The organism is Shewanella sp. MBTL60-112-B2 (assembly GCF_019655055.1).
Taxonomy (GTDB): domain Bacteria; phylum Pseudomonadota; class Gammaproteobacteria; order Enterobacterales; family Shewanellaceae; genus Shewanella.
On the sequence record NZ_BPFA01000022.1, the window covers coordinates 26,795 to 49,494 of the forward strand.

General features: G+C 42.7%; 19 protein-coding genes. 12 read left to right on the top strand and 7 right to left on the bottom strand.

The window, feature by feature from the left end; translation table 11 throughout:
• The first annotated feature begins 38 nt into the window (after positions 1-38).
• The 4 genes from tusA (at position 39) to K5Q73_RS14040 (ending at position 5,158) form a co-directional block, all read left to right on the top strand.
• Positions 39-284, top strand: coding sequence for a sulfurtransferase TusA (gene tusA / locus K5Q73_RS14025; protein ID WP_012153289.1), 246 nt, complete (start codon positions 39-41; stop codon positions 282-284).
• Between the two features lie 38 nt (positions 285-322).
• Positions 323-760: an MOSC domain-containing protein gene (locus K5Q73_RS14030; protein WP_220764150.1), complete on the top strand. Its 438-nt coding sequence runs from the start codon at positions 323-325 to the stop codon at positions 758-760.
• A 338-nt stretch (positions 761-1,098) separates the two neighbouring features.
• On the top strand, positions 1,099-4,293 hold the full coding sequence (locus K5Q73_RS14035; RefSeq protein WP_220764152.1) for an amidohydrolase family protein: 3,195 nt from the start codon (positions 1,099-1,101) through the stop codon (positions 4,291-4,293).
• Between the two features lie 211 nt (positions 4,294-4,504).
• Positions 4,505-5,158 carry a hypothetical protein gene (locus tag K5Q73_RS14040; protein ID WP_220764153.1) on the top strand — a complete coding sequence of 218 codons (654 nt, stop codon included), beginning with the start codon at positions 4,505-4,507 and terminating at the stop codon, positions 5,156-5,158.
• A 3-nt stretch (positions 5,159-5,161) separates the two neighbouring features.
• Here the strand turns inward: K5Q73_RS14040 and K5Q73_RS14045 are convergent, their stop codons facing one another.
• Positions 5,162-5,728, bottom strand: a complete 567-nt coding sequence (locus K5Q73_RS14045; protein WP_220764155.1) for a DNA-3-methyladenine glycosylase I — start codon at positions 5,726-5,728, stop codon at positions 5,162-5,164.
• A 117-nt stretch (positions 5,729-5,845) separates the two neighbouring features.
• Between K5Q73_RS14045 and glyQ the strand changes: the two genes are divergently transcribed.
• Both glyQ and glyS read left to right on the top strand, forming a co-directional pair.
• On the top strand, positions 5,846-6,751 hold the full coding sequence (gene glyQ / locus K5Q73_RS14050; protein ID WP_220764157.1) for a glycine--tRNA ligase subunit alpha: 906 nt from the start codon (positions 5,846-5,848) through the stop codon (positions 6,749-6,751).
• 11 nt (positions 6,752-6,762) lie between these two features.
• Positions 6,763-8,832 (top strand): glycine--tRNA ligase subunit beta, encoded by a 2,070-nt coding sequence (glyS, locus tag K5Q73_RS14055; RefSeq protein WP_220764159.1) that lies wholly within the window; start codon positions 6,763-6,765, stop codon positions 8,830-8,832.
• A gap of 72 nt (positions 8,833-8,904) precedes the next feature.
• Here the strand turns inward: glyS and K5Q73_RS14060 are convergent, their stop codons facing one another.
• The 5 genes from K5Q73_RS14060 to dnaA all read right to left on the bottom strand — a co-directional run bounded on the left by K5Q73_RS14060 (position 8,905) and on the right by dnaA (position 16,187).
• Complete coding sequence (locus K5Q73_RS14060; RefSeq protein ID WP_259650808.1) at positions 8,905-9,954, bottom strand: HDOD domain-containing protein; 1,050 nt, start codon at positions 9,952-9,954, stop codon at positions 8,905-8,907.
• Between the two features lie 94 nt (positions 9,955-10,048).
• On the bottom strand, positions 10,049-12,466 hold the full coding sequence (gene gyrB / locus K5Q73_RS14065) for a DNA topoisomerase (ATP-hydrolyzing) subunit B (protein ID WP_220764170.1): 2,418 nt from the start codon (positions 12,464-12,466) through the stop codon (positions 10,049-10,051).
• 16 nt (positions 12,467-12,482) lie between these two features.
• Entirely contained in the window at positions 12,483-13,565 is a 1,083-nt protein-coding gene (recF, locus tag K5Q73_RS14070; protein WP_220764172.1) for a DNA replication/repair protein RecF, read from the bottom strand.
• Positions 13,566-13,681: 116 nt separating this feature from the next.
• Entirely contained in the window at positions 13,682-14,782 is a 1,101-nt protein-coding gene (gene dnaN / locus K5Q73_RS14075; protein WP_220764174.1) for a DNA polymerase III subunit beta, read from the bottom strand.
• Between the two features lie 19 nt (positions 14,783-14,801).
• The gene (dnaA, locus tag K5Q73_RS14080) at positions 14,802-16,187 is read right to left on the bottom strand and encodes a chromosomal replication initiator protein DnaA (RefSeq protein ID WP_220764176.1); all 1,386 of its coding nucleotides are present in this window, start codon (positions 16,185-16,187) and stop codon (positions 14,802-14,804) included.
• Between the two features lie 446 nt (positions 16,188-16,633).
• Between dnaA and rpmH the strand changes: the two genes are divergently transcribed.
• The 5 genes from rpmH to mnmE all read left to right on the top strand — a co-directional run bounded on the left by rpmH (position 16,634) and on the right by mnmE (position 20,490).
• Positions 16,634-16,771 (top strand): 50S ribosomal protein L34, encoded by a 138-nt coding sequence (gene rpmH, locus K5Q73_RS14085; protein WP_011867659.1) that lies wholly within the window; start codon positions 16,634-16,636, stop codon positions 16,769-16,771.
• Positions 16,772-16,785: 14 nt separating this feature from the next.
• The gene (rnpA, locus tag K5Q73_RS14090; RefSeq protein ID WP_086020069.1) at positions 16,786-17,142 is read left to right on the top strand and encodes a ribonuclease P protein component; all 357 of its coding nucleotides are present in this window, start codon (positions 16,786-16,788) and stop codon (positions 17,140-17,142) included.
• On the top strand, positions 17,109-17,363 hold the full coding sequence (gene yidD, locus K5Q73_RS14095) for a membrane protein insertion efficiency factor YidD (RefSeq protein ID WP_220764178.1): 255 nt from the start codon (positions 17,109-17,111) through the stop codon (positions 17,361-17,363). Before rnpA ends, yidD begins: the two co-directional genes overlap by 34 nt.
• A gap of 3 nt (positions 17,364-17,366) precedes the next feature.
• Positions 17,367-19,004, top strand: a complete 1,638-nt coding sequence (gene yidC, locus K5Q73_RS14100; RefSeq protein WP_220764180.1) for a membrane protein insertase YidC — start codon at positions 17,367-17,369, stop codon at positions 19,002-19,004.
• 124 nt (positions 19,005-19,128) lie between these two features.
• Positions 19,129-20,490 carry a tRNA uridine-5-carboxymethylaminomethyl(34) synthesis GTPase MnmE gene (gene mnmE, locus K5Q73_RS14105; RefSeq protein ID WP_220764182.1) on the top strand — a complete coding sequence of 454 codons (1,362 nt, stop codon included), beginning with the start codon at positions 19,129-19,131 and terminating at the stop codon, positions 20,488-20,490.
• Between the two features lie 725 nt (positions 20,491-21,215).
• On the opposite strand, the gene K5Q73_RS14110 is transcribed toward mnmE, so the two are convergent.
• Positions 21,216-21,761, bottom strand: a complete 546-nt coding sequence (locus K5Q73_RS14110) for a type II secretion system protein (protein WP_308443285.1) — start codon at positions 21,759-21,761, stop codon at positions 21,216-21,218.
• A gap of 286 nt (positions 21,762-22,047) precedes the next feature.
• Between K5Q73_RS14110 and K5Q73_RS14115 the strand changes: the two genes are divergently transcribed.
• Positions 22,048-22,692, top strand: a complete 645-nt coding sequence (locus K5Q73_RS14115) for a LysE family translocator (RefSeq protein ID WP_220764184.1) — start codon at positions 22,048-22,050, stop codon at positions 22,690-22,692.
• The last annotated feature ends 8 nt before the right edge of the window (positions 22,693-22,700 follow it).

Here is a 22,700-nt window from a genome sequence, read left to right on the forward strand (position 1 = left end):
TATTAGCCACTTCTGTTTAATCGTTCGGCTGAGGAAATATGAACGACCTATTTAACGCTGCTCAACACCAACTCGACGCTTTAGGCTTAAGATGCCCAGAGCCGGTTATGATGGTACGCAAATCAGTAAGACGCATGAACGACGGCGAAACTTTACTTATCATTGCTGATGATCCAGCAACAACACGTGACATTCCAAGCTTTTGTGAATTCATGGATCATACCCTGATAGCCAGCCAAACAGAATCTACACCTTATCAATACTTGATAAAGAAAGGTCTATAGTCACTACTATCTCACCGAAATAGATAAAAGGAATTATCATGGCTTCATTAATTGGTATTGCATTTAAAACTGAAAAGCGCGGCCATATGCACACGGTTGAGCAAGCTCAAGTGACTCGAGCCAGAGGTGTTGAAAACGACATCTTTGGTCGTCCGGGTAAGCGTCAAGTTACCGTAATGTCTATCCAGCAATGGCAAATAGCTTGTAATGGAGTCGGTAAAACCTTGCCATGGTTTACTCGTAGAGCCAACTTATTAATTGATGGGCTCTGTTTCAGCGCCAGTGATGTAGGTAAGCAACTAGTCATTGGTGAGCTATTACTTGAGATAACCGGTGAAACTGATCCATGTAAAAAAATGGAACAAGCTTACCCGGGGTTAGAGGCGGCTTTATTACCTGACTGGCGCGGCGGTGTAACTTGCCGAGTACTCAACGACGCCAATATCCAGATTAACGCCCCAGTCAATTTGGCTTAAGATTTACAGGCCATTTCAATCTATCAAGTATTCAGTCTTGTATCGCATTGATATAAGACTGATGCTCATATCAAAGCTTCAACCTTTCTCATACAAAAAGATAGTCACACAACCAGCTAGCTTTCACCTAAGTTAATACATTAAAGCGCAACCAGTTCCCCCCTTCTCTCAGTCATATTAACCTTAACTAATTGAAACAGAATTTTTGTTTTACTGTTAACTAAATTATGCGATAACTGTTGCACAAATTAATCTCCAATTAAGCGCTAGCGCCAACAATCTATAACCAATAATAAAAACCACTCCTTTAAAACGATAACTACAATCATAGGATTAGCATGTTAAAGAACAAATTAACTCCTCTATATGCTGCCATTGCATTAAGCCTTAGTGTTCCCACTATTGCTGAAGAAGATAAAAATGCATGGCAAGTTAATGCGCCAGCAAACGCCCCTTTAGAACAAATTAAAATTGAAGTCGATGAAGGTACCTGGATGAACGTCAGTGTTAGCCCTAACGGCAAGCACGTGGTGTTCGACTTACTTGGTGATATCTATCAAATGCCAATAACTGGCGGTGAAGCTAAGCCATTGGCAAAAGGCATTGCATGGCAAATGCAGCCAGTTTATAGCCCTGATGGTAAATACATCGCCTTCACTTCTGATGAGGATGGCGGCGACAATATCTGGATAATGGAAGCTGACGGCAGCAACCCTCGCCCAGTCACTAAAGAAACATTCCGCTTATTGAATAGTCCAGCTTGGAGTCCAGATGGGCAATATCTAGTAGCACGTAAGCACTTTACCGGTAGCCGTAGCTTGGGCGCAGGTGAAGTATGGATGTATCACGTTGCTGGCGGCGACGGTGTGAAATTAACTGAGCGCCCGAATGAGCAAAAGGATTTAGGTGAACCTGCCTACTCGCCAGATGGCCGTTATATCTACTTTAGCCAAGATGCGACGCCGGGTAAGACCTTCCATTACTCAAAAGACTCAGTAAAAGGCATCTATAAGATCAAGCGTTACGATACCCAGACCGGCGATATCGAAGTATTGATCCAAGGTACTGGCGGCGCGATTCGACCTACCCCTAGCCCTGATGGCAATAAGCTTGCCTATATTAAGCGTGACGGCTTCCAGTCTTCACTCTATCTACTCGATTTAAAGTCTGGTGAAACAGAAAAGCTATACGGTGAGTTAGACCGAGACATGCAAGAAACCTGGGCCATTCATGGAGTTTATCCAACCATGAGTTGGACCGCCGATAATGGTGAAATCGTATTTTGGGCTAACGGTAAAATCAATAAGCTAGATGTTGAATCTAAGTCAGTAGAGCAAATTCCATTTACGGTTAAGACTGAGCGCGCAGTTCAGCCTGCCGTTCGATTTACACAAGATCTCGATAAAGATGTGTTTGATGTGAAGATGCTGCGCATGGCGCAGGTTTCACCTGATGGTAAAAAAGTCGTCTTTGAAGCTCTAGGTAAGATTTGGGTTAAGAGTTTACCCGACGGCAAGATGTCTCGACTCACCAAGCTAGATAGTGATCTACGTGAGCTATTTCCACAGTGGTCACGCGATGGTAAGAAAGTCGTATTCACCACTTGGGATGACCAAGAACAAGGCACTGTTAGTTTAGCTACCGTGCGCAATAAGCGTGTAAAAGTATTAACTGAAGAGCCAGGAAAATACGTAGAACCCACCTTTTCACCAGACGGTGAGACAGTGGTTTATCGTAAAGCTAAAGGCGGATACATCACTCCACGCACTTGGTCACAAGAAACAGGTCTTTACCAAGTAGATGTTGATGGCGATAACAATACCAAGATCACCGCTGCAGGTTACCAACCTCAATTTGGGGCCGACAACGACCGCGTTTACTTTATGGAAAGTGGTGAAACACCACAGCTTGCATCTATTGGACTCAATGGTTTTGAAAAGCGCGTACATTACACCAGTATGCATGCCACCGAATTTAGAGTATCACCTGATGGTAAGCAGCTAGCCTTTGCTGAACGCTTTAAAGTATTTGTTACGCCATTTGCTAAACACGGTGAAACAATTCAGATTGGCCCTAAAGCAAGTAACCTCCCTGTTGAGCAACTCAGTGTTCGTGCTGGTGAAAGCATTAGCTGGAATACAGCTAGCAATCAGTTGTACTGGACACTGGGCCCAGAACTTTACCAAGTTAATGTCGATACCCAATATCAACAACAGGCAGAAGATGACAAAGTTGAGCCAACCATTACCGATCTTGGCTTCACCCAAAAAGCTGATGTTCCACGTGGAACAATCGCCTTTGTTGGTGGAAAAATCATTACCATGGAAAATGATGAAGTTATCGAAAACGGCACGGTAATCGTTAAAGATAATCACATTGTCAGTGTCGGTTCTGCATCTGTTATCGATATCCCAAGTGACGCTAAGGTCATAGATATTACGGGTAAAACTCTGATGCCAGGCTTATTCGATGCCCATGCTCATGGTGCTCAGGGTGAGAATGAAATCATTCCGCAGCAGAACTGGGAGCTCTACTCTAATCTGTCTCTAGGTGTAACTGCTATTCACGACCCTTCAAATGACACCACAGAAATCTTTGCCGCTGCAGAGCAACAGAAAGCCGGTAATATTGCTGGCCCACGTATTTTCTCTACCGGTACTATTTTATATGGCGCGAACCTACCAGGTTATACCTCGCATATAGATTCACTCGATGATGCCAAATTCCATTTAGAACGCTTGAAAAAAGTCGGTGCTTTCAGTGTTAAGAGTTATAACCAACCACGTCGTAACCAACGTCAGCAAGTTATCGCAGCAGCACGCGAGCTGGAAATGATGGTAGTGCCTGAAGGCGGAAGTTTACTGCAGCATAACCTAACCATGATTGCCGATGGTCACACAGGTATAGAACACTCGCTACCTGCAGCGAATATCTATAGCGACATTAAGCAGTTCTGGAGCCAAACCGAAGTTGGCTACACCCCAACGTTAGTTGTTGCCTATGGTGGTATTTCAGGTGAAAACTACTGGTACGACAAAACAGATGTGTGGGCTCACCCTCGTCTATCTATGTATGTACCATCAGATATTTTGGATGCTCGCTCAATGCGTCGCCCTACAGCCCCCGATGAACATTACAACCACGTCAACGTCGCTCGGGTGGCCAATGAGCTAAATGAAGTTGGCATTAAAGCTAACATCGGTGCTCATGGTCAGCGTGAAGGTTTGGCTGCTCATTGGGAAATGTGGATGTTTGCTCAAGGTGGCATGAGTAATATGGAAGTGCTAAAAACCGCAACCATCAACCCAGCCAAGCACTTTGCAATGGATCATCAAATTGGTTCAATCAAGCAAGGCAAGCTTGCCGACTTAATTGTTATCGATGGTAATCCGTTGGAAGATATCCGCGTAACCGATCGCGTAACTTACACCATGGTTAACGGCAAACTATTTAATGCTGAAACCATGGACCAATTAAATGGTGGTTCAAAGAATAAAGGTAAGCAAAGAGAAACCTTCTTTTTCGAAAAATAAATCCAGTTTCAAATTTAAAATCTGGCTAACTTAGCTACGATTTTTAAAGTTGAGGAAAATTATTTTTTGAACAAAAAGTGATTAATCTAAGAAAAAATAAAAAGGATGTTCCACGTGGAACATCCTTTTTTAATGACTTTATTAACTCTAGATAATATTTTATATTGATGTACAGAGAATGGATCTCTTTATCGAACCAAGGAAATTGAACATGTCCCCATCTAGAGTAATTACTTTAGTCATAATCAGCATCACCCTCTCCATATTAGCTAGCCAACTATTCTTCAAACCACAGCTAGATATAACAACGACATTACCAAACGATATAGCAATACCTACCGTAGACAAGAATCAACCATCAGCAAAACCCGGTATAAGTGTCAAACAAGTTTCCGATGACTCGCTAAACATCGCCGATGTTGAGTCCGGTAACAATAGTAACCAATACTTCGAACTACTTGATGAAACCCAAATAGACGCATTGTTCGTCAATCAAACAGGCGCAATTGAACGCAAAGCTCTAGTCAATGTATTAACCTCTGGAATGAATGACTTTATAGAACAAGTTTCCAACTTACCTATAAGTAGTGAATTTGCTATCGAAAGACAGCATAAGCTTAACCAACAATTGCTCGATATTAAAAACATGACCATCTATGAGCAATACGCTGTTTGCGCAGGCCGTATTTGCGCGCTCTCGATAACTACCAATGAACTGACAGAAGCCAACAAGCAATTAATAGAAAATTTCGATAGCAATCATAGTTTTGTAAATACATCAGAGAGTGCAACGGGTGAACTAGATTTTAAAGGTATCTATATCTATACCGATGATCCTTCACAAATGGCGATGACTCGATTCTAAATATTAACTTTTGTCCTGAAAGCAAAAACAATCTGTGGTGTGGTCATTGACCATTCCCACTGCTTGCATAAAGGCATAGCAAATTGTGGGGCCGACAAAGTTAAAACCCATCTTCTTTAAAGCCTTAGACATAGCTTCTGACTCTGGGGTCTGTGTCGGTAGTTCGGCCATGGAGTTAAAGTGATTTGTCTTAGGGCATCCGCCAACAAAACTCCACAAAAACTCTGAAAAATCACTACCCTGCTCTACATAATCCATATAGCCTTTGGCATTTTTTATAATGGAATTAACCTTAAGCCGATTGCGTACTATTCCAGGATTGAGCATCAGTTCTTCAACTTTTGCATCATCAAAAGTTGCGATAACTTTAGGATCAAAATTAGCAAATGCAGCCTCGTAATTTTGCTGTTTCTTGAGGATAGTAATCCAAGATAATCCGGCCTGTTGGCCATCGAGACAAAGCTTGGCAAATAGCTCTTGGCTATCAAAAACAGGCCTTCCCCACACCTTGTCATGGTATTCCTGATAGATGGGATCACTACCAACCCAACCGCAACGCGTTACTTCCATAGTCCAATTCCTAATTTTTTAACCAACCAGATAAAAAATAACCTACATAAGCGTAATTCTACAAGGTATAATCGACACCATTTTCTATTAAGGCTTCCAGGCAGTAGACAAGCGGATATGACGACGAAACACGACGTGAAAACATTCCAGGGCTTCATTATGACCCTGCAGGAATACTGGGCGCAGCAAGGTTGCGCAATCGTTCAACCATTGGACATGGAAGTAGGCGCTGGTACATTCCACCCTATGACATTCTTACGTTCATTAGGCCCCGAGCCTATGAGCAGTGCCTATGTTCAACCATGTCGTCGCCCAACTGACGGCCGTTACGGTGAAAACCCTAACCGCTTGCAGCACTACTACCAGTTCCAAGTAGTACTTAAGCCATCACCAAGCAACATTCAAGAACTATACCTAGGCTCACTAGAAGCCGTTGGTGTTGACATGAATGTGCATGACGTTCGCTTTGTTGAAGACAACTGGGAATCACCAACGCTAGGTGCTTGGGGTCTAGGTTGGGAAATTTGGCTTAACGGTATGGAAGTCTCTCAGTTTACTTACTTCCAGCAAGTAGGTGGATTAGAGTGCAAGCCTGTTACCGGTGAGATCACTTACGGTCTTGAGCGTCTTGCTATGTACATTCAAGAAGTAGACAGTGTTTACGATCTTGTATGGACTGACGGCCCTATGGGTAAAGTCATGTACGGTGATATCTTCCATCAGAATGAAGTTGAGCAATCAACTTACAACTTCGAACATGCCAATGTTGAAGTACTTTTCAAGATGTTTGAAGACTGCGAACAAGCTTGCGAGCGTTTACTGACATTAGAAAAGCCACTTCCACTACCTGCCTATGAGCAAGTAATGAAAGCCTCTCATGCATTTAACCTGCTTGATGCTCGCCACGCTATTTCTGTTACTGAGCGCCAGCGTTATATCTTACGCGTTCGTACCATGGCTAAAGGCGTAGCAGAGTCTTACTATCAGGCCCGTGAAGCACTTGGCTTCCCAATGTGTAAGTAGAGGAATAACAGATGAATTTTGAAAACTTACTCATTGAAGTAGGCACTGAAGAGTTACCACCAAAGTCACTACGTAAACTAGCTGAATCATTTCTAGCTAATTTTACTGAAGAGCTAACTAAAGCAGAACTGAGCTTTGAGTCTGCAGTATGGTACGCAGCGCCACGTCGCTTAGCTATTTGCATCAACCAACTTGCGCTAGCACAAGCTGACAAAGTGGTTGAAAAGCGCGGTCCTGCGGTAGCTCAAGCTTTTGATGCTGACGGTAATCCGACTAAAGCAGCTATGGGCTGGGCTCGTGGTAACGGTATTACTGTTGAGCAAGCTGAGCGTTTAAAAACTGATAAAGGCGAATGGTTACTACACCAAGCTCGCGTTGTTGGTGTTGAAACTAAAAGCCTAATCGCCGATATGGCGCAGCGCTCATTAGACAAGTTACCTATCCCAAAGCCAATGCGCTGGGGTAGCAACACAACTCAGTTTATCCGCCCTGTTCACACTGTAACTATGCTACTGGGTAGTGAAGTGGTTGATGGCGAATTACTAGGTATTAAGTCTGACCGCGTTATTCGTGGCCACCGCTTTATGGGTGAATCTAGCTTTGAGCTAGATCATGCAGACAACTATTTAATCGCACTCAAAGAGAAAGGCAAAGTACTCGCAGATTACGAAGCACGTAAAGCGATTATCAAAATTGACTCTGAAGCAGCTGCGGCTAAGATTGGCGGCGTAGCCGATCTTGAAGATGATTTACTAGAAGAAGTGACTTCACTCGTTGAGTGGCCAGTAGTGCTTACCGCTAGCTTCGAAGAAAAGTTCTTAGACGTACCAGCAGAAGCCTTGGTTTACACCATGAAAGGTGATCAAAAATACTTCCCTGTATTTGATAAGGCTGGCCAACTGCTACCAAACTTTATCTTCGTGACCAATATCGAATCTAAAGATCCACAGCAGATTATTGCAGGTAACGAGAAAGTGGTTCGTCCACGTCTTGCGGATGCTGAGTTCTTCTTTGAAACCGATAAGAAAGACACACTAGAAGCTCGCCTTGCTAGCCTAGAAACAGTTATTTTCCAAAAGCAACTTGGCACAATTAAGCAACGCGTTGAGCGTATCTCTGCTATGGCTGGTTACATTGCTACTAGCATTGATGCTAACAGCGAAGAAGCTGCTCGTGCAGGTCTATTATCCAAGTCAGATTTGATGACTAACATGGTAATGGAATTTACTGACCTTCAAGGCACCATGGGTATGCATTACGCACGCCTAAACGGTGAAACTGAAGCGGTAGCTGTAGCACTATCAGAGCAATACAAGCCTAAGTTTTCTGGCGATACCGTACCAACTGCACCTATCTCAATTTGTGTGGCATTAGCTGAAAAGCTAGACACATTAGTAGGTATCTTTGGTATTGGCCAAGCACCAAAAGGTGCTGCGGACCCATTTGCACTGCGTCGTGCTGCAATTGGTGTGCTGCGTATCTGTTTAGAGAACAACTTACCACTAGATCTTGTTGACCTAATTGCTAAGGCACAAGAGCTACACGGTGAGAGCCTCACTAACGCAGATGTTGCAGAGCAAGTACTTGAGTTCTTTATGGCTCGCTTCCGTGCTTGGTACCAAGATCAAGGTGTGAGTGTAGACGTGATCTTAGCCGTATTGGCTCGTCGCCCTACAGCTCCAGCTGACTTTGAAAGTCGCATTAAAGCTGTTGCTCACTTTAGAACACTTGAACAAGCTTCTGCACTCGCTGCTGCTAATAAGCGTGTATCTAACATTTTAGCTAAGGTCGAAGGCGCGCTACCAGCAGCTATCGACGATAAGCTACTTGTTGAAAAAGCTGAAAAAGCACTTGCCGCCAAACTTGCTGAACTGCAACCACAATTAGCACCGCTATTTGCTGCTGCAAACTACCAAGAAGCATTAGCATTACTTGCTAACCTTCGTGAAAGTGTTGATACCTTCTTCGAAGATGTGATGGTAATGGCTGATGATGAAGCCCTAAAGAATAACCGCCTAGCGCTACTTTCTAGCCTACGTGAGCAGTTCTTACATGCTGCAGATATCTCGTTACTTCAGTAAGTAACTAGCAGATAAAAAAAACGCGCCGAAAGGCGCGTTTTTTGTTTGTGAAACTCAATCATTGAAACTGATTTAAAACAACACCAGTTTCTGATGCATTTGCGCAAAGGTTTCACTGTCTATTGACGCATCAAATAGCAGCCTATCTAATTGTTCAGGAAGTAACTTACCCGCTTCCAATAACATAGAGCACTCACTGATAAGGTTCGCTCGCCAAACAACTTCAGCATGACCACCAGCAGGCTTACAATCAACGACAGCTAAACGACTAAGCTCAGCCTCAAATAATGAGGGTAACTCCCAGTAACGAGCTAATAATGCGCTTAAGCTTAAAGATTTTGCAGTCATCACTTGTCTAAACAGACTCGAACAGGGTTGCTCACCAGGTTCGGCTTGTTTAAAAGCTTCTAACAATAGTTTGAAAATGGCTATCTTACCCACATCATGGAGTAAACCAAGTAGAAAGGCTGTGTCAGGATCATCTTGAGTGAGTTCACTAGATAAATAGGCAACCTGCATAGAATGACGCCATACTTGACTACCGAAACGGCGAAAATAGATAGGCTGGATGTCGATAACTTTGCGCATCATCGCTGTAGTAACAAAGCGTCGCATCTGCTCACGTCCCAACTGCACTAACGCGAGCTGTAAGCTGGTCACTTCTTTATCACTACGTTTAAACAGAGGAGAGTTACACAGCTTTAGCACCTCAACGCTTAATACAGGATCCCTTTCGATTAATGCTAATAGCGCTTTGGTATCGCTATTCTCATCTGCAAGCTGTTGATCTAATGCCGCAACTTGAGTCGGTAATTTTAATACCCTTTCGGCAATCGCTTTTGGGGATGCCAATGCAGCTTCTACCCGTCTAAATACATTCTTTTCCAGCTCATTTGCTGTACCACTAAACTGTATGCTTGGGAATAATAGGCTATAAAACAGAGCTGATAGGTCAATTGTAGCTATAGGAGCCTGACTCACAGGTTGTTGTGGCTTACTAGTAGTAACAGAGTCGCTTTGCCTAGGTTGAAACTGCTCCAGTGAACCACTGAAGCTCTTCGGCTTTTCTATGACAACTTGCTCTCTGATATTAAACAGTTTTTTGATGGCTTTACTAATCAATTTCTTATGACCGGACACTGATTTATTAACAAAAAAAATCGGTACCTATAGCACCGATTTTACTCAATCATTAAGTTTACCTATAAAAACAAACTTAAACGTCGAGGTTCGCCACATTCAGAGCATTGGCTTCGATAAAGTCACGGCGAGGTTCAACCTGATCACCCATCAAACAGGTAAATAACTGATCAGCACCAATCGCATCTTCAATGGTTACTTGCAGCATACGGCGTGACTCTGGATCCATTGTAGTTTCCCACAATTGTTCAGGGTTCATCTCACCCAATCCTTTGTAACGCTGGATGTATAAGCCACGCTTAGACTCGTTCATTAACCAATCTAATGCTTCAACAAAACTAGTAACGTCTTTAGTACGCTCACCACGTTGTACATAGCCACCATCTTCTACTAAACCGTTGATTTCAGTTCCCATCTTAACGATGCGCTGGTAATCAGTAGACTGGAAGAAGTCGTATGAGAACAAGTAGTGCGTATCAATACCGTGCTTACGGATAGTTATCTTAGGCAGGTATGATTGACGCTCTGGATCCAGAACTGGCTCAGCACTATATAAAATACCGCCAGTTTCTTTGTCAATTAAGTCAGCAACAAACGCATCAGCCCAAGCTTTAACTTGTGCTTCATCACTCAACATCTCATTGGTCAATGCTGGGTGATATAACATTAGATCAGTAATGTTAGTTGGGTAACGTTGCTCTAAACGAGCAATGATAGCCTCAACTTCACGGTACTGATTAACCAAACGCTCTAATGGCTGACCAGACATGCCTGGTGCACCTTGCGATGGATAGATGTTCGCGTTATCTAATGCTTGAGTCGTTAGGTACTCAGTCAATGCAGGATCATCTTTCAAGTACTGCTCTTGCTTACCTTTTTTAACCTTATATAGCGGTGGCTGTGCAATATACACATAGCCACGCTCGATAAGCTCAGGCATTTGACGGAAGAAGAAGGTCAACAGCAAGGTACGGATGTGCGAGCCGTCGACGTCAGCATCGGTCATGATAACGATGTTGTGATAACGCGTCTTATCAGGGTTGTATTCGTCACGGCCAATACCACAACCAAGTGCAGTAATAAGCGTAGCTACTTCTTGTGAAGATAGCATCTTATCGAAACGAGCCTTTTCAACGTTTAGGATCTTACCTTTAAGTGGAAGAATCGCTTGGTTCTTACGGTTACGACCCTGCTTGGCACTACCACCAGCTGAGTCACCCTCCACTATGTATATTTCAGAAAGACCAGGGTCTTTCTCTTGGCAGTCAGCAAGTTTACCTGGCAAACCACCTAAATCTAATGCGCCTTTACGACGAGTCATTTCACGCGCTTTACGTGCAGCTTCACGAGCACGAGCCGCATCGATAATCTTACCAACAATCAGTTTAGCTTCATTTGGATGCTCCATTAGGTAATCACCTAATTGCTCACCCATTGTTTGCTCTACCGCTGACTTAACTTCACTTGAAACAAGCTTGTCTTTAGTCTGAGAACTGAACTTAGGATCCGGTACTTTAACAGAAATAACAGCAGTTAGACCTTCACGAGCATCATCACCCGTAGCAGCTGTCTTACCTTTCTTGTTATAACCTTCACGCTCCATGTAGTTGTTCAAGTTACGTGTTAACGCACCACGGAAGCCCGCTAAGTGAGTACCACCATCGCGCTGTGGAATGTTGTTGGTAAAACAAAAAATGTTTTCTTGGAAACCATCGTTCCACTGCATAGCAACTTCAACGGTAATACCGTCTTCACGCTCTTGGCAGAAGTGGAATACCTCTTTGTTTACCGGTGTTTTGTTAACGTTTAAATAGTCAACAAATGCACTGATACCGCCTTCATACTTGAAGAATTCATCACGGTTATCACGCTCGTCAACCAGACGAATACCCACACCTGAGTTTAGGAATGATAATTCACGAACACGCTTGGCTAGAATATCGAAGTGGAACAAGACATCAGAGAAGGTCTCTGCACTTGGCCAAAAACGGATTTCAGTACCTGTCTTAGTCGCTTCACCAATTGCGGCAATCGGTGCATCTGGCACACCGTGGGTGTAAAACTGCTCATATACCTTGCCATCACGACGAATAGTCATCTGCAGCTTAGAAGATAGTGCGTTTACAACTGACACACCTACACCGTGCAAACCGCCCGATACTTTATAAGAGTTATCATCGAACTTACCACCAGCGTGAAGTACGGTCATAATAACTTCAGCAGCAGAGATACCTTCCTCTTCGTGGATCGATACCGGAATACCACGGCCATCATCTCGAACCGATACAGAACCGTCTGCATGGATTGTGATAATAACGTCGTTACAGTGGCCCGCTAACGCTTCATCGATAGAGTTATCGACTACTTCGAATACCATGTGATGTAGACCTGTACCATCATCGGTATCACCAATGTACATGCCTGGTCTTTTACGTACCGCATCAAGGCCTTTTAGAACCTTAATACTCGAAGAATCATAACTATTCTCTGACATATTATTCTCTCGTCGGTTATTCAATTACCGTTACACAACCGTGTTCCACATGGAACATCTTACTTGGCGGCGTGATTAACGAATCCACTATTGATGCAGGCTCAATAGCCGTGACAAAAACTTGTGCCCCGGTATCCGCTAATTGCTGTAACAATAGTTTTCTATGCTGTGCATCCAATTCCGATGGAAGATCATCCACCAGATAAATACTTTTTTTATCTATTTGTTGTTTTAGCAACTTTCCCTGTGCAATGCGTAATGCACAGACTAACAATTTCAGCTGACCACGAGACAAAGCATCTTGTGCGGGTAGGGTTCCTACTCGCAAACGCAAATCAGCTTTATGTGGCCCACTGACGGTGTAGCCTGTGGCTAAATCTCTAGGATATTGCGTCTCGAGCAGCTGTGCATACTCGGTTTTTGCATCCCATCCTCGGGTAAAAGAAACCTTAACATCAACCTGAGGTAAAAACTCTCCGATTATACCCTTAAGTAGCTCATTTAACGAGTCCACATATTGCTTTCTTATGTCGGTTACCAGTTCAGCATAACGAATAAATTCTTTATCCCAAAACTGAATCGAACTATAGGGCGAACCATCTCTGAGTAACTGATTTCTCTGCTTTAAAATTCTACGAACATTAACCCATGCAGCATAAAAACGAGGGTCAGAATGAAATGCCCCCCAGTCGATAAACTGACGTCTGGATTTTGGGCCTTCGAACAACAGCGAAAAACTCTCAGGAGTGATCACTTGGATCGGTAACGTCTCGGCGAGTGTCGATAAACGCTTTACTTTATCACCATTGATTTTAACTTCAATATCACCGCTTCTAAAACGACGTAAACCTATCTTGCTCTGCTCATCACCGCTTTGCATATTAGCAAATAGGGTCAAGGCGTCCTCATCATTCTTAATCACACGTTGTGAGAGGTGGCTGCGAAAAGACCGGCCCATTCCAAGGAAATAAATCGCCTCTAGAATGCTGGTTTTGCCACTGCCGTTGTGGCCATAGATTAAGTTCAGCCCGTCACCTGGCTGCAGCTGTGCAAAAGATATATTACGAAAAGATTCGATATGCAGACGACTAAGACTCATTGATGACCTTTATTACAACGGGGGAGTATTTACTGAGTCACTTAGGTTAACCAGATAAAGTGTGTAGAACGCCTTTACTTGGTTAACCTTAAGTCAAGATAGAAAAGAGTCGGAGACTACAAACGCATTGGCATAACAACATACATAGAATCTTGTTCTATGTGATTGTCGATAAGCGCGCTTGAGTTACCGTCTATCAAGGTAATGCGTACATCGTCTGAGGGTAGGTTGTTGAGAACGTCGAGTAAGTAACTGACGTTAAAGCCTATCTCTAATGGCGCATTTTCATATTCAACATCTAAGATCTCTTCCGCTTCTTCCTGTTCAGGGTTATTAGCGGTGATCTTAATTAAATTGTTTTCCAGCTGCACACGTACGCCACGGAACTTCTCGTTCGACAGAATAGAAGCACGCAGTAACGCTTGTTTTAGCTGTAGTCGGCTGGCTATCACTATCTTGTCGCCACCTTTAGGTAGCACTCGACGGTAGTCAGGGAAACGACCATCAACCAACTTACTGGTAAATACCGCAGTCGCCGTCGTCGCTCGAATCGCATTGTCACCAATCGCAATAGTTACATCGAGATCGTCAGCTTCAAACGAACGCATCAGCTCTAATACGCCTTTACGCGGCACAATCACCTGCTTTTCAGGTAATGTTGCTTCGATTTGACGATGACTTAACGCTAAACGGTGACCATCGGTAGCGATAGCACGTAATACGTTACCTTCGGTTTCCAATAATAACCCGTTAAGGTAATAACGTACGTCTTGGTTAGCCATGGAGAACTGCGTTGCATCGATCAACGACTTCATGGTGCCCTGCTTCAAGGTAAACTCTATCTCAGCCTCAAAAGCATCAACGTTTGGATACTCTTCAGCTGGCAAAGTCGCCAACGTAAATCGGCTACGACCCGAGCGTAGTAATAGGCGGTTTTCTTGTTGTTCAATCTTAAGCTCGACCTGATCAGGTAGTGACTTAACAATATCTAAAAACTTCTTCGCTGGGACAGTTGTACGCCCCTCAAGGATCTCACCTTCGAGCTGAACTTCGCCAACTAATTCGACTTCTAAATCGGTTCCAGTCAACTTAAGTGAGTGATTACTCACTTCAACCAAAAGGTTTGCCAGTATAGGCAAGTTATGTCGCCTTTCTACCGCACCACTGACTAATTGCAGCGGTTTGAGTAAGGCGTCCCTATCAATTGAGAATTTCATTGATTCAATATCCGTGATCTTAAGAAGATAAAGTTCTTATCAAGTTAGCATAATCTTCTTTAATGTCATGACTTTCTTCACGCAACTGGGCAATTTTACGACATGCGTGTAAAACCGTTGTGTGGTCACGACCACCAAATGCATCACCAATCTCAGGTAAGCTCTGGTTAGTTAACTCTTTTGATAACGCCATAGCCATCTGTCTTGGGCGCGCCACACTGCGTGAACGACGCTTAGATAACATGTCTGCCATCTTGATCTTGTAGTATTCAGCTACAGTCTTCTGAATATTATCGATAGTCACCAACTTCTCTTGTAGAGCAAGTAAGTCACGTAGTGCTTCACGCACAAAGTCGATAGTAATCGGACGGCCAGTAAAGTTAGCGTTAGCAATAACACGGTTTAGTGCACCTTCAAGCTCACGTACGTTTGAACGTAAACGCTTAGCAATAAAGAATGCCACTTCATCAGGTAAGTTAATGCCGCTTTCTTGTGCCTTACGCATCAAGATCGCCACACGGGTTTCTAATTCTGGCGGCTCAATAGCTACCGTTAAACCCCAACCAAAACGAGACTTAAGACGATCTTCAACACCGTCGATCTCTTTCGGATATTTATCCGACGTCAGAATGATCTGATGATTCCCTTCTAACAAAGCGTTAAAAGTATGGAAGAATTCTTCTTGCGATCTGTCTTTATTAGCGAAAAATTGGATGTCATCGATAAACAATGCATCAACACTACGGTAATAGCGCTTAAATTCTTCAATAGCGTTATTTTGTAACGCCTTAACCATGTCTTGCACAAAACGCTCAGAATGCATGTAAACCACTTTTGCATCTGGCTTGTTCTTAATAATGCCATTACCAACAGCGTGCAATAGGTGAGTCTTACCTAAACCCGTACCGCCATATAGGAATAGCGGGTTATATGCACCACCAGGATTTTCAGCCACCTGCAAAGCAGCCGCTTTACCTAATTGGTTTGATTTACCTTCAACGAAGTTATCAAACTGGTAAGTCGGATTAATGTTACTACGGTGATTAGCATTCGCCATTGGCTCTGCATGCGGAGTATTAAAAGAAGGCTTAGTGACTTCTCTACTAGCTGGTCTGCTAGTTCTTACTGCTGCTGTGGCCTGAACAACGGGTTTAGCCGATGGACGGCTACCGATATCGAAACGCAAATTAGGCGCATCGCTACCCATTTGTTCAGTAAAAAATTGGTTGATGATATTTAGGTATTTATCCCTAACCCAATCCAAAACAAAACGATTAGGTGCATAGATGACGAGTGTATCGCCTTCCATTTCTGCTTGTAACGGTCTTATCCACATACTGAATTGCTGAGCAGAGAGCTCATCTTGCAGCCTTGCGATACATTGTTGCCAAAGTGAAACCGCCACTGTACTTATCCCCAGAAGATCATACAAAAGAGGTCTATTCTATAGTGAGATCACGCTGATCGCTATCCTTTAAATATATTTATCCCCAGATAGATCAACTATCCATTAAGATCTCGATCCAAAAAGATCCGTTGCGATCAAAAAATATTGCTGTAGCTGCAAATCCAGCTTTATAAAGCGATCCAGATCGATCTATAATACACGTCCTTCGATCTGCTTTTTGATCTACCAAACCACAAGATGTAGTGGTAACTCACAGAGTTATCCACATATTATGGTAGCCTCAAACCTTCGAAGTATATCCAAAGATGGTAATATTTAATCACTTGTGCTCTTTCCTAGTTGACGTGCATAACTAAAGTGATTACAATTCGGCCTCTTTTTTGCCCTTAGCTCTATTAATTGGAGTTTAAGGTTTATTAACCTAACAAAGACGGATTGCCATAATGAGTAAACGTACTTTTCAACCTAGCAACCTGAAGCGCAAGCGTTCTCACGGCTTCCGCGCTCGCATGGCTACAGTAGGTGGCCGTAAGGTCATCGCACGTCGCCGTGCTAAAGGTCGCGCTCGTCTTTCTGCGTAATCGTAGAAATGCAAGTGACTAGCTATACCTTTACGCGGGAGTTACGTTTGTTAACTCCCGCGCAATTTAAATCTGTATTTACCAAACCTATCAAAGCGTCCTCCGCTGAAATAACCTTACTTGCAATTCCTAATTCTGAACAACATCCTCGTTTAGGACTAACTGTTGCCAAGCGTTATGTCAAAAAAGCAAACCAACGTAACCGTATTAAACGCATAATTAGAGATAATTTCCGTTTACACCAGCATGATCTACCCGCTGTGGATATCGTTGTGCTTGTAAGAAATGGCGTGCTTGATATGGAAAACGCAGAACTCAAAAACTTAGTAGAAAAGCTATGGCGAAAACTCTCTCGCCGTTACAATGGCTAGCGACTACGATTATTCGTGGTTACCAACTACTCATAAGCCCCATGCTGGGGCCTCGTTGTAGGTTCAATCCAACGTGTTCACATTACGCAATCGAAGCAATTCGGTTGCATGGAGTGGTGAAAGGGTGTTGGTTTGCAGGTAAACGCATATTAAGATGTCACCCTTTACATCCGGGCGGTGAAGACCCCGTCCCTAACAAAAAACATAGGTGCGATAAATAGGTTATGGAATCTCAACGCAATATATTGCTGATCGGTTTGCTGTTTGTCAGCTTCCTACTGTGGCAACAGTGGCAAGCAGATAAAGCTCCTCAACCGGTAGCAGCAGCTCAAACACAATCTTCTATCCCTGCTTCTACGGTTGCTGACGCTCATAGCTCAGACGTACCTGATGCCGATTCATCTTTACCGGAAACGGTTACTGCATCAAAAGAGCTAATCACAGTTATTACTGACCAACTAGAAATCAAAATTGATCCAGTTGGCGGCGATATTGTTTACTCAGCCCTACTTGCTCATAAACTTGAAGAAAATGGTGATGATCCATTCGTTCTTCTAGAGCAGACAAACGATATCTATTACATCGCACAAAGTGGCCTTATTGGTCGTGACGGTATCGACAGCAGTGTTAAAGGTCGTGCCCACTTTGACAGCGCTTCACGTGAATACACACTAGCAAATGGCCAAGACACACTAAATGTGCCTTTGACTTACGTTAGTGATAAAGGCGTGGCTTACACTAAAATCTTTACCTTCACCCGTGGTAAATACAACATTGCTGTTGATTACAAAATCAACAACACTTCTGATGCGCAGCTTCAAGTTCAAATGTATGGACAAATTAAGCACAGCATTAAGAAGAGCGAAAGCAGCATGATGATGCCTACTTACCGTGGTGCAGCATTCTCAACTGCAGATATTCGCTACGAAAAGTATAGCTTTGACGACATGGCCGATAAGAATCTAGATGATTCTACGCTTGGTGGCTGGGTTGCTATGCTGCAGCATTACTTCGTATCTGCATGGGTACCGCCTGCACAAGATAAAAACATTATCTTTTCAAGCATTAGTGCTGGTGGTTTAGCTAATATCGGCTTCCGTGGTGCACTATATGATATCGCACCAGGTACAGAACAAAGCATTAAAGCTGAATTCTATGTTGGTCCTAAAGATCAAGAAGCTCTTTCAAAGCTTTCTCCATCACTAAACCTAGTAGTTGATTATGGTTTCCTTTGGTGGTTAGCAGTTCCTATCTACAAACTATTGATGTTCTTCCAATCAATCGTTGGTAACTGGGGTATCGCTATTATCCTAATCACTCTGACTGTTCGTGGTATGTTATATCCGCTAACGAAAGCGCAATACACCTCTATGGCGAAAATGCGTAATCTACAGCCTAAGCTTGCCGAGCTAAAAGAGCGTTTTGGTGATGACCGTCAGAAGATGGGTCAAGCTATGATGGAGTTGTACAAGAAAGAGAAAGTTAACCCTATGGGTGGCTGTCTACCAATCTTGCTACAGATGCCAATCTTCATCGCGCTATACTGGGTTTTACTAGAAAGTGTTGAATTGCGTCATGCGCCATTCATGCTTTGGATTACTGACTTGTCAGTACAAGATCCATACTATGTATTGCCAATCCTAATGGGTATCTCGATGTTCATTATGCAGAAGATGCAGCCAATGGCACCGACTATGGACCCAATGCAAGTTAAGATGATGCAGTGGATGCCAGTAATCTTTACCGTATTCTTCCTATGGTTCCCAGCAGGTCTGGTTCTATACTGGTTGGTAGGTAACTTAGTAGCGATTACCCAGCAGAAAATTATCTATGCGGGTCTAGAGAAAAAAGGGTTAAAATAACCTTTAGCTCTGACTAACAAAAAGCGGTCAATACTGAGTATTGACCGCTTTTTTGCTTTCTATGTAGAGACCATATTTTTAACTTCACTCTAAACACCTGAAAATCAAATTAGGAAACACAGTAATGAATACAGATACTATCGTGGCACAAGCGACCGCTCCTGGACGTGGTGGCGTAGGTATTATTCGCGTATCTGGCGACTTAGCGAGTAATGTTGCTATGGCCGTTTTAGGGCACATCCCTAAAACCCGTTACGCCGATTACTGTGATTTTAAAGATGACGTAGGTGAAGTCATTGACCAAGGTATAGCGTTATTTTTTAAAGGCCCTAATTCATTTACCGGTGAAGACGTACTAGAGCTTCAAGGTCATGGCGGCCAAATCGTACTGGATATGCTGATAAAGCGTGTTATGGAAGTCGACGGTTTGCGTATAGCCAAGCCTGGTGAATTCAGTGAACAAGCCTTTATGAACGACAAGCTTGACCTAACTCAAGCAGAGGCTATTGCCGACCTAATTGATGCCACTAGTGAACAGGCCGCCAAAAGCGCTCTAAACTCACTTCAGGGTGAATTCTCTACCCAGATACATGATCTGGTAGAAAAGGTCACAAACTTGCGTTTATACGTCGAGGCTGCAATTGATTTCCCTGATGAAGAAGTCGATTTTCTATCAGATGGAAAAATTGCCGCCTCTTTAAATGGCATTATAGGCAAACTCGATGGCGTTCAAGCCAGTGCCAAACAAGGCTCTATTATCCGCGAAGGCATGAAAGTAGTGATTGCGGGTCGTCCTAATGCCGGTAAGTCGAGCCTACTTAATGCCTTAGCTGGCAAAGAATCAGCCATTGTCACTGAAATAGCTGGAACCACACGTGATGTATTACGTGAACATATCCATTTAGATGGTATGCCATTACACATTATTGATACCGCGGGTTTGCGTGATACAGTCGATACAGTAGAGAAAATTGGTATAGAGCGCGCTTGGGACGAGATAAAAACAGCCGATCGCGTGCTGTTTATGGTTGATGGCACCACAACTGCAGCAGTGGATCCTCATGAAATCTGGCCAGACTTTATCGATCGTCTCCCTAATAACTTAGGTGTAACGGTTGTACGCAACAAAGCCGATCTAACAGGTGAAGATCTTGCGGTGACTCAAGAGGCAGGCCATAGCGTTTATCGCATTTCAGCTAAAACAGGTTTAGGGGTAGAAGATCTAAAACAACACCTTAAATCACTAATGGGTTACCAGAGTAACCTTGAAGGTGGTTTTATCGCTCGCCGTCGTCACTTAGAAGCCTTAGATTTAGCAAGCAGCCACCTAATGCTAGGTAAAGAACAGTTAGAAGTGTATCAAGCAGGTGAATTACTGGCTGAAGAGTTACGCATGTGCCAAATGGCGCTTTCTGAGATCACCGGCAAGTTCACTTCTGATGATCTTCTTGGCAAGATCTTTAGCTCATTCTGTATTGGTAAGTAGAACCGCCCAAATTAAGAACAATTCAACAAAATAAAAAGCCACAGCAGACTTTACTGCTGTGGCTTTTTGTTTATCTAAATAACGATCATGTTGCAGATAAGATCCGTAATGATCAAAAGCAGAAAAACAATGATCGAGATCACCAAAGATGAGATAAGTATCAACAGAGATATCAACAAGCAGTATGGATCTGTGGACAGATCTAAACCGAACAAGCAAACCAACACCAAGCTATTGATTTTAAATTAATTTAATTAAACACAAATAAGATCTTGAATGACATTTTTAGTAAAAAAATTGATCTTAATAGATAAGTTATACTCAGAAAAAACAGTAAGTGATCGCGCTTTTATTTAACTCTCAATTTGCAAGCTATATAGCCAGTAAGGACTGCTTGAAAATCGACTTTCCCTAAGCCCTTATTTTGACTTTCTCAGACTATAGCTCGCAGAAAACGAATGTATCACCACATAATTCAAAGTAAGTAATAGCGTTATCAGCCCGTTCCCCCAAAAATACAGGAAACAGCTAAGACTCAAACTTTAAGTTTTATCAGACACTTGCAACTAAGTAACACGATAAAGAAAAGCAATATTTAAACCCAGAGCATCAAAAGCAGTATCTTGCACCTTAGTTCCACGTGAAACCATATTCAATTTAAGCTTTTACTTATACAAAGGTGTTTGAGTCATGATTCAAACACACCAACATAAGCAAATATTTGATTAGCAACCAGAATCTACAATTTCAAAAACAGGCGGCGTAGTTGGACTGGTAGCCTCGGTATACTTAAGGTAGCAAAGATCACCACTATACTTTTTAGTCTGAGTCATAAACCGAATGAAATTATCATCTCCGATATTATGAAAATACCAATCACCGGGCTCATCATCATTAAAAGCTGAGTCGGTAAAGGTAGCCATAATTAAAATACTCCAAGCTTTCTTAGAGTCTGCCGCAGGATAACCGTAAGCTAGATGAATTTTTTGACCATCAATAATAATCACATTTTCGTCATCAGTCTCTTTGTTAGCATCTTCCCCGGGCTTATTTTGCAACCCCAGCAATACCGATTTTGGATAAAGCACACTCATAGCGCCATGCATCTCCCCCTTAAGACCTTTCAAAGAAGAGATCCTTGCATCAGATTGAAGCTCGATAAAACGCGGAATAGCGACAACACTAAGTATGGCTAAAATAATAATGACTACAACTAACTCAATTAGAGTAAAACCATTTTTTCGCATAAAATTCATCGTTTTATTTAACATTGCTGGAACAGTATTATATTGAATTTTCAAACATTATGAAATGAATACAGCTCAAGTATTTTAAAGTTGTAGCGCCCACTTTCTCACCATCTAAAGTTAATAAATTGCCAGCTGTAAGCCTATAGCAGTTAATAATAACAAGCAGTTTGCTGAACTAATTATTCAAGCGTAAATAAAGTCTGCCAATCGAGTCACTACTTTTACAAGCTGTATCACTTTCATTCCGATTCGATCGCTGTAAAATCCGCGCCTTGTTTTATTACCAAATACCCACACAGCGTAATTTATGATGATCGATCTAGCTTTACTCCCACTGTATTTAACTACAGTCATCGCTCTACTACTGATCCCTGGACCAGACATGCTACTGATTGCTAGTTCAAGCTTAAGCTATGGCCGTAAAGTTGGCGTGTATGCCAGTTTTGGGAATGCAACTTCAGGACTAATATTGACGCTACTAGCAGCGATGGGAGTTTCAGCTATTATCGCCATGAACCCGATGGCTCTTGAAGTATTGAGAGTGTTAGGTGGTGCCTACCTACTAAAGATGGGCTGGGACTGTATTCGCAGCTCAGCAGCTGAAGCACCTGAAATTGAACAGCAAAATAATCTAGCCAAACTATTATATCGACGAGCAGTAGTCAGTAATCTACTAAACCCTAAAGCATTGATATTTTTCGTGCTGTTTTTACCTCAGTTTGTTTCAACCCAATTAACAGCGAGCTCCGGTGAGCAGATGCTAGCGCTTGGTTTATTACTTAATGTGATGGGATTAGCCTTCAACCTATTGCTAGTAGCCCTAGTGGGCTCAGTTGGAAAGCCACTACTAAAAAATGAGAAATTCAGAACTTATCAAAACAAGTTTATGGGTGTGATCTTCTTTGTTCTTGCTATTTGGTTACTCGCTTCTCAAGTTCAAAATATTAGCTAACCAATAAG

Coding starts and splice junctions, on each gene's coding strand:
- tusA (WP_012153289.1), top strand. CDS start 39: ATGAACGACCTATTTAACGCTGCTCAACACCAACTCGACGCTTTAGGC.
- K5Q73_RS14030 (WP_220764150.1), top strand. CDS start 323: ATGGCTTCATTAATTGGTATTGCATTTAAAACTGAAAAGCGCGGCCAT.
- K5Q73_RS14035 (WP_220764152.1), top strand. CDS start 1,099: ATGTTAAAGAACAAATTAACTCCTCTATATGCTGCCATTGCATTAAGC.
- K5Q73_RS14040 (WP_220764153.1), top strand. CDS start 4,505: ATGTCCCCATCTAGAGTAATTACTTTAGTCATAATCAGCATCACCCTC.
- K5Q73_RS14045 (WP_220764155.1), bottom strand. CDS start 5,728: ATGGAAGTAACGCGTTGCGGTTGGGTTGGTAGTGATCCCATCTATCAG.
- glyQ (WP_220764157.1), top strand. CDS start 5,846: ATGACGACGAAACACGACGTGAAAACATTCCAGGGCTTCATTATGACC.
- glyS (WP_220764159.1), top strand. CDS start 6,763: ATGAATTTTGAAAACTTACTCATTGAAGTAGGCACTGAAGAGTTACCA.
- gyrB (WP_220764170.1), bottom strand. CDS start 12,466: ATGTCAGAGAATAGTTATGATTCTTCGAGTATTAAGGTTCTAAAAGGC.
- recF (WP_220764172.1), bottom strand. CDS start 13,565: ATGAGTCTTAGTCGTCTGCATATCGAATCTTTTCGTAATATATCTTTT.
- dnaN (WP_220764174.1), bottom strand. CDS start 14,782: ATGAAATTCTCAATTGATAGGGACGCCTTACTCAAACCGCTGCAATTA.
- rpmH (WP_011867659.1), top strand. CDS start 16,634: ATGAGTAAACGTACTTTTCAACCTAGCAACCTGAAGCGCAAGCGTTCT.
- yidD (WP_220764178.1), top strand. CDS start 17,109: ATGGCGAAAACTCTCTCGCCGTTACAATGGCTAGCGACTACGATTATT.
- yidC (WP_220764180.1), top strand. CDS start 17,367: ATGGAATCTCAACGCAATATATTGCTGATCGGTTTGCTGTTTGTCAGC.
- mnmE (WP_220764182.1), top strand. CDS start 19,129: ATGAATACAGATACTATCGTGGCACAAGCGACCGCTCCTGGACGTGGT.
- K5Q73_RS14110 (WP_308443285.1), bottom strand. CDS start 21,761: ATGTTAAATAAAACGATGAATTTTATGCGAAAAAATGGTTTTACTCTA.
- K5Q73_RS14115 (WP_220764184.1), top strand. CDS start 22,048: ATGATGATCGATCTAGCTTTACTCCCACTGTATTTAACTACAGTCATC.